Consider the following 5,922-nt stretch of genomic DNA (forward strand, 5'->3'; position numbering starts at 1 on the left):
CAGCAGCTGCGCCTCGATGTCCTCGGGGTTCTCCGCCGCCCGGGTCCGCACCTCGGCCGGTACGTCGCGGGTCCGCTTCACCAGTTGCACCCGGGCCAGCCCGGCCTTGGCCTCGGCGTCGGCCGGGGACTCCTTCAGCAAGGCCTCGTACGCCGCGATCGCGCCATCCAGGTCACCCGCGCCGACCGCGTTCTCGGCCGCCTCGTACCGCGGATCCAGCTCCGGCTCGGCCTCCTCCTCGGCGGGACCAGTCGGGCCCACCGGGTCGGTCCGGCCGGTGATGCCGTTCGCGACTGCCACGGTGAGCAGTTGGTCGATGTACTGGCGGGCCTCGGGCTCACCGACGGGACCCTGGAAGAGCGGGACCACCTGACCGCGCAGTACGGCGATCACCAACGGCACCGTCTGGACGCCGACCGCCTGGGCCAGCTGCGGGTTGGCGTCGATGTCGATCCGGGTCAGCAGGAACTTGCCGCCGTACTCGGTGGACAGCCGCGCCAGCACCGGGCTGAGCGTGTTCGACGCCTCGGAGCGCGGCGACCAGAACTCGACGATCACCGGGACCTGGAGCGACCGCTCGATCACGTCGCCCTGGAAGGTCGGCTCGCTGACGTTCAGCACGTACGGGCCGGCCGCCTCGCCCGCACCCGGGCCAGGACCGCCAGGGCCAGGGCCGCCGGGGCCGGGACCGCCGGGCCCGGCAGGGCCGCCGCCGGGGCGTGGCGGGGTCGGTGGCTTGCGCAGGGACGACAAGTCGATCGCCCCGGGTCGGGAGAAGTTCGGCTGGCTCACCACTGCCCTCGCATTCCGGTCACCAGTGCAGGGAAACGCTCGGTACGTCCGTTCATGACTCCATCCTCCCCGACCGCTCCGCACGGTGTGGAGCGCGGGTCGCCAGCAGCAGTCTCGCCAGCCCGCTGCGGGTGCCGGCGACAGCGATCCGGGCCCCCGGCCGGAGGGCCTGGTCGAACGCCGGGGTCCAGTCCCAGCGGCCATTGTCCTGCAGCGCGAGCACCCGCAGTCCGCCGGTCTCGTCCAGCGCGCCGAGCCTGTTGCCGACCGCGACCGAGTCCCGTTCGACGGTGACCTCGGTGAGCAGCAGCACCCGCCGACCGGCCGGCACGGTGGTCTGGCTGCGCCGGTTCGCCACCGCCGCGGCGATCGCCGGCGCGACCAGCATCGACACCGACCGGCTGTGCCCCAGGCCGAGCCGGCGCTCGACCCGCTGGGCCAGGTCGTGGTCGAACATCCGCATGGTGATCCGTGCGTCCGGGTTCAGATCGCGCACCACCATCGCCGACTCGAGGTTGGTGATGTCGCCGTTGGTGATCGCCAGCACGGCCTGGCAGCGATGCACCCCGGCCGAGCGCAGCGTCTCCTCGTTGCTGCTGTCCCCGATGACCACCGGGATCCGCAACCGATGCGCGGTCTGTACGCCGGGGGCGTCGTCGCTCTGCTCGACGCCCACCACCGCGACCCCGCGCTCGGCCAGGATCTCGAGCACCCTGGCCCCGACCGTCCCCAGGCCGCACACCACCACGTGGTTCCGCGGCCGGCCCCGGACACCGCCGATCACCCGGGACAGCCGGGCGCCGATCAGCGAGTCGACGATCACCGCGGTCAGCAGCGCGACCAGCACGATGCCGGTCAGCTGGACCACGACCGCGGCCACCTTGGCCCACGGTTTGGCATCGGAGAAGATGTTGTCCTCGATTCCGGCCGAGGTCACCGCACCCGCGGCGAGGTACAACGCCCGCAGCCACTCCACGTTCGCGATCCAGTGGGTGAGCGCCGTACCGCCGAGCACGAGAACCGCCATCACCGCCGCGATGATGCGGACCCGGCGGTCCAGCACGTCCCGGCTCGCCATCAGCCACCCGGCCCGCCGGACGTCCCTGGTCCGGCGAAGGTTGCGGACCCCGCTGCCGAGCACGATGTCGCCGCTCGGGTTGTCGCTCGAGGTCGGCAGCAGTTCCGGGGTCGCGGCCGACGTGGTGTCGGCCAGCACGGTCAGATGTGGATCGCGGATCAGCTCGGCCGGCCCGGCCACCATCCTCCGGCCACCCAGCTCGAGCCAGGTCAGCTCGTCGTCCTCCAGCGCGTCCGCGACGAACGCGGGCGCCGCGAGCGACGGTCCCGAGATCACCACGCAGTCGCCCAGCAGGCTGTGCAGCTGACTGCCCAGCCGCGGGTTGACCATCTGGACGACGATCCGCAGGTCGGGATCCATGTCCCGGGCGGTCAACGCGGTGTGCACGTTGTGGACGTCGTCCGCGTCGAGCAGCACCAGTGCCCGCGCGGTCGACGGTGTCGTCTCGTCGGCATCGATCCCGGCGCGACGCAGGACGGACTCGCTGACCACGCGGACGCCCATCACCTGCGCGCCGAGCTCGTTGATCCGGTCGAAGTGCCGCGAGGCCGGGTTGACGACCGCGACCACGTCCTCGCCGGAGCTCACCAGTTCGGTGACCACCCGCAACATCGTGCGGTCCGATCCGCAGACGACCACAGCGCGCCCGTCGGGTGCCTGACCGGATCGCCGGGGGCCGCGGACCCGCCGTCGTTCCGGTGGTGGCGGGTCCTCTGCCGGGTCCTCCTCAGAAGCGGGCGGGCTCTCGGTACTCGCCCCACTCGTCCCGAAGAACGTGACAGATTTCCCCCATCGTGGCCTCCGCACGCGCCGCCTCCAGCATGGGTTCGATCAGACTGCCGGTACCCCTGGCCGCATCGACCAGAGCGGTCAGCGTACGACGTACCCGGTCCTCGTCGCGTTCCGCCTTGCGCGCCGCGAGCACCCGGCACTGCTCGATCTCCACCTCGTGGCTGACCCGCATGATCTCCAGCTCGCCGGACACGGTGTCGGTCAGGGTGTTCACCCCGACGATCTTCTTCTCGCCCTTCTCCAGCTTCTTCTGGTAGTCGAAGGCCGCGTCCGCGATCTCGCCCATGAACCAGCCGTCCTCGATCCCCCGCAGGATCCCGGCCGTCATCGTGCCGTCCGGGCTCATCTCCCTGATCCGCTCGAAGGTCGCCTCCGCCTCGGCCTCGATCTTGTCGGTCAGCGCCTCGACGTACCAGGACCCGCCGAGCGGGTCGGCCACGTTGGTGACCCCGATCTCCTCCATCAGTACCGACTGGGTCCGCAGCGCGATCTCGGCCGACTCCTCGCTCGGCAGGGCCAGGGTCTCGTCGAGGGCATTGGTGTGCAGCGAGTTCGTGCCGCCGAGGATCGCGGCGAGCGCCTCCACCGCAGTACGGACGACGTTGTTGTAAGGCTGCTGGGCGGTCAGCGAGACGCCGGCCGTCTGGGTGTGGAAGCGGAGCCACTGGGCCTTGTCCGTCTTCGCGCCGTACACGTCGCGGAGCCAGCGGGCCCAGATCCGCCGGCCCGCGCGGAACTTGGCGATCTCCTCGAAGAAGTCCAGGTGACTGTCGAAGAAGAAGGACAGTCCGGGTGCGAACTTGTCGATGTCGAGCCCTCGTGACAGGCCGAGTTCGACGTACCCGAACCCGTCGGCCAGCGTGTACGCCAACTCCTGAGCGGCCGTCGATCCCGCCTCGCGGATGTGGTAGCCGGAGACGCTGAGAGGCTTGTAGTCAGGGATGTTGGCGGCGCAGTACTCCATCAGGTCGCCGATCAGGCGCAGGTGTGGTTCCGGCGGGAACAGCCACTCCTTCTGCGCGATGTACTCCTTGAAGATGTCGGTCTGGAGCGTCCCGTTGAGCTTGGTGATGTCGGCACCCTGCCGCTCGGCCGCGACCAGATACATCACGAACGCCGGTACCGCGGGCCCGGAGATCGTCATCGACGTGGTGACGTCCTGCAGCGGGATGTCCTTGAACAGGCGATCCATGTCCGCGGCGCTGTCGATCGCGACGCCACAGTGCCCCACCTCGCCGAGCGACTTCGGCTCGTCGGAGTCACGCCCCATCAACGTCGGCATGTCGAACGCGACGGACAGCCCGCCACCGCCGGAGTTGAGGATCATCTTGTACCGCTCGTTGGTCTGCTCGGCGTTCCCGAACCCGGCGAACTGCCGGATCGTCCAGGTCCGCCCGCGATACCCGGTCGCATAGAGCCCGCGGGTGAACGGGAACTCCCCGGGCCATCCGATCCGCTCCATCCGCGGGTCGTCGGATCCCTCCGGCGGCCCGTAGACAGGCTCCACCTCGGTCCCGGACAAAGTCGTGAAGTCCGCCTCCCGCTTCCGTGTAGCGTCGAACCGCTGCTGCCAGCGGCTCCGCCCCTCGGCGATCCCGTGCGCGTCCATCACGACCTCCGTTTAGTAGGACTCCCTACAAAATACTTGGGCGTCCTACTAAATGCCAGCCAGCCGGGCTCCGGTTCGGGTCGGTTCGGTTCAGGTGAAGTCGCCGGCGGTGTGGCGCAGGGGCTCGAGAACCGACCAGAGCATCTTCAACTGCTCTTCACTGAGGCCGCGCAACGCGAAGTCGGCGGCGACCAGATCGGCAGTGGCGCGTTCCACCAGTTCCCGTCCGTCGGCGGTGATCTCGCACAGGACCGCCCGCCCGTCGTCCGGGTGCGGGGTCCTCGTCACCAGTCCGGCGGCCTCGAGCCGGCGCACGATCGACGTCACCGAGGTCGGGTGAACCTGCAGCCGCTCCCCCATCTTGCCGAGTGGCAGCGAGCCGCGCCGGGAGAACGTCAGCAGCACCAGCGCCTCGAACCGCGCGAACGTCAGCCCGTGCGCCCGCAGGATCTCGTCCAGCTCCCCGATCACGATCTGCTGAGCGCGCATCAGCGAGGTCACCGCGCGCATCTGCTCGACCGCGCCCCATCGCCGCCCCCACTGCCGCGACGCCTCGTCGATCGGATCGAACGGCAACGGTCTGTTCCTCGCCATGCCGAGAGGTTAACCGCCTCCACCCCCAACCGGCCGCCATTGCTACCGGGAACTGTCCGCGGATGCTGCCATGATCGGCAGATGCCGATGTCGCCTGATCGTGCCGCCTTCTCTCTCGACTGCCTGCGCGCGGACTCAGCCCGCCTCGCCGAGGTCGCCCGCCTCGGCCTGTCCGCGGACGTCCCGAGCTGCCCCGGCTGGACGGTCGACACCGTCGTCCGCCACACCGCGACCGTGTACCTGCACAAGGTCGAGGTCCTCCGCCTCGGCCGTCTCCCCGACCCGTGGCCGCCGGACCTCACCTCCCGCGACGCCCTCGACCTGTACGACGAGGCGCGGGCGAAGGTGGTCGCCGCCCTGGAGCAGGCGGGGACCGACCTCCCGACCTGGACGTTCTCCCCCGACGACAAGACCTCCGCGTTCTGGTACCGGCGAATGGCACTGGAGACGGCGGTCCACCGGGTGGATGTCGAACAAGCCCACGACGTCGTCACCCCGATCGACCGCGCACTCGCCCTCGACGGCATCGACGAAATTCTGGTCCTGATGCTCGGCGGTCCCTGGTGGGAGGAGGGCGACACCTCGCACCCGGTCGACGCGGGCGTCCGGATCACCTCTGAAGGCCGCTCGTGGACCATCCGCGCCGACGCCACCAGCGCGACCGTCACCCAGGGCAAGGAGGGCGAGGTCGACGCCGAGATCTTCGGCGAGGCAAACGACATCCTCCTCTGGCTCTGGGGCCGCCGCGGTTCGGACACAATCCAGACCGTCGGCAACGACACCGCAGTAGAGGCCTTCCGCAACCGCGTCGCCGAGTGCACCACCTGAATTAGCGATCCGCGGGTGTGGGTGGTTCGCGGGTTTCATAGGTGTGGGTGGTTCGCGGGTAGGTGTGGGTGGTTCGCGGGTAGGTGTGGGTGGTTCGCGTCGCCGGGCTGCGTGATGGTGCTAGTCGCGGCGAGGTGAGTCAAGGGCGCTTCGCGGCCCTTCGGGCTCGAACCAGTTCGACCCTTGACACACCTCACCACGACCAGGGAAAGACGCAGCTACGCCCGGA

At 69.9% G+C, this 5,922-nt stretch carries 5 protein-coding genes; 1 reads left to right on the forward strand and 4 read right to left on the reverse strand.

The annotated features are described in order from the left end of the window. The 4 genes from VFG33_RS22060 to VFG33_RS22075 form a co-directional block, all read right to left on the reverse strand. Positions 1-792, reverse strand: a 792-nt coding sequence (locus tag VFG33_RS22060; RefSeq protein WP_325054815.1) for a thioredoxin domain-containing protein, incomplete at its 3' end; no start/stop codon positions are given. Between the two features lie 52 nt (positions 793-844). Next, positions 845-2,677: an NAD-binding protein gene (locus VFG33_RS22065; protein ID WP_325054816.1), complete on the reverse strand. Its 1,833-nt coding sequence runs from the start codon at positions 2,675-2,677 to the stop codon at positions 845-847. Continuing rightward, a complete protein-coding gene (icmA, locus tag VFG33_RS22070) occupies positions 2,598-4,271 on the reverse strand; it encodes a coenzyme B12-dependent isobutyryl-CoA mutase large subunit (protein ID WP_325054817.1) in 1,674 nt (557 codons plus the stop codon). The genes VFG33_RS22065 and icmA overlap by 80 nt, the downstream gene beginning before the upstream one ends. A 90-nt stretch (positions 4,272-4,361) precedes the next feature. Continuing rightward, complete coding sequence (locus VFG33_RS22075) at positions 4,362-4,865, reverse strand: MarR family winged helix-turn-helix transcriptional regulator (RefSeq protein ID WP_325054818.1); 504 nt, start codon at positions 4,863-4,865, stop codon at positions 4,362-4,364. 81 nt (positions 4,866-4,946) lie between these two features. Between VFG33_RS22075 and VFG33_RS22080 the strand changes: the two genes are divergently transcribed. After that, complete coding sequence (locus tag VFG33_RS22080; RefSeq protein ID WP_325054819.1) at positions 4,947-5,693, forward strand: maleylpyruvate isomerase family mycothiol-dependent enzyme; 747 nt, start codon at positions 4,947-4,949, stop codon at positions 5,691-5,693. Positions 5,694-5,922 lie beyond the last annotated feature (229 nt).

This window comes from Kribbella sp., from assembly GCF_035687465.1.
Lineage (GTDB): Bacteria > Actinomycetota > Actinomycetes > Propionibacteriales > Kribbellaceae > Kribbella.